We start from the raw sequence: 1438 nt of genomic DNA on the forward strand, positions 1-1438 counted from the left end.
GCGCGCAAACAGGCGCCCGCTCTCCCAGTTCGAAAGCCCCAGTTCCGGCTTGTTCAGCGCGTACTGGCCGTCGACCCAACGGGTGATGCCATTGCCGACAAAAGGCGCGTTGACCGCGTTGTAGAAACGCTCCTGGGCCTCGGCACTTTCACTGATCAAGGACACCGTGAATTGCGGGCTATAGCGATTGAACAAGGCAATGGCACCGTCCAGGTCGTCGACGATCTTCAGGCTGACTTCCGGGGTTTCTTCCCACTCCCATTCACGGCCCAATTGGTCTTCCGGCAACGGCTCGGCCTGTGCCTCAGTCTGATAGCCTTCGGCTCGGTACACCTGGACCGTTGCAGCCAGCCAGTCTTGCGGCAGGTGCGACTCGCTGCCTTCGACGATGTGCAGCTTGCAACCCTGCCCGCGTGCGGTGCCGGCCTGCTTGAGTGCGTCGAGGAACAGCGGCACCAGTTCAGCGGCACGGTCGCGGTGAATCAGGCAGACGTTCAGGGTGTTGCAGACCTTGCGGTCCAGGGAGTTGCGCACCACGGCGGCAAAACGCGGGGTGTCGGCATCGGCGTTGGCGATCAGCCACGCACCACCGGTGCCGTGCAGGCTGACCGCCGTGCCGGCCTGCTGTGCGATGCTGCCCAACTGGCTGACGGCGCGCCCCGAACCACGGGCCACTGCCAATGACAGGCGCCGGTCAGCGAACATCGCCCAACCGGCGGCGTGGTTGACACTTTCCACCAGCGACACCGCACCGGCCGGCAAGCCGGCGTCGCTCAGCGCAGGGTTCAGTGCGTGGGTGACGATCGCCTGGGCCGTGCCCAACGCATCACTGCCGATGCGCAGCACGGCGGTGTTGCCGGTGCGCAATACACCGGCCGCATCGGCAAACACATTCGGCCGGCCTTCGAAGACAAAGGCGACGATGCCCAGCGGCGAGACCACTTGCTCGACTTTCCAGCCATCGTGCTCGACGCAACTGATCACCTTGCCACGGCTGGCCGCTGCATCACGCCAGGCGCGCAGGCCGGCGATCATGTCGCGACGCATGCGCTCATCGGCCAGCAACCGGGTGGTCGAGCGACCGCGCGCCTTGGCCCGTTCGATGTCGGCCAGGTTGGCGGCCTCGATCAAGGCCCAGCACTCCGGGGTTTCCAGGCGTTGGGCAAACAGATCGAAGAAGGCGCTGATCGCTTGATCGGACACCGCCGACAGCGCGGTAAACGCCGCTTCGGCGCGCTCGATCGCGACGCTGGCCGCCTGCTGGTCCGCCACGGGGATCAGCAGCAACTCGCCACTGACCTGCTCCACCAGCAGGTGGTCACCGGGCTGGAAGCGTTGCGCCAGTTCGGGGCTGACGACAGTGACACGATTACCGGCGAAAGGGATGGGCGTGCCAGCGACTAGACGTTCGAGCGCAAGAGACATGAAACGGTTACAC

The 1438-nt window shown here is 65.4% G+C and carries 1 protein-coding gene; it reads right to left on the reverse strand.

Features of this window, described 5'->3' with window-relative positions; genetic code table 11:
* On the reverse strand, positions 1-1425 hold a 1425-nt coding region (locus ACXRVY_RS29025; protein WP_458238959.1), incomplete at its 3' end, for an aldehyde dehydrogenase family protein.
* Positions 1426-1438: the final 13 nt, after the last annotated feature.

The sequence above is a fragment of the Pseudomonas sp. P5_A2_2 genome (assembly GCF_054177685.1).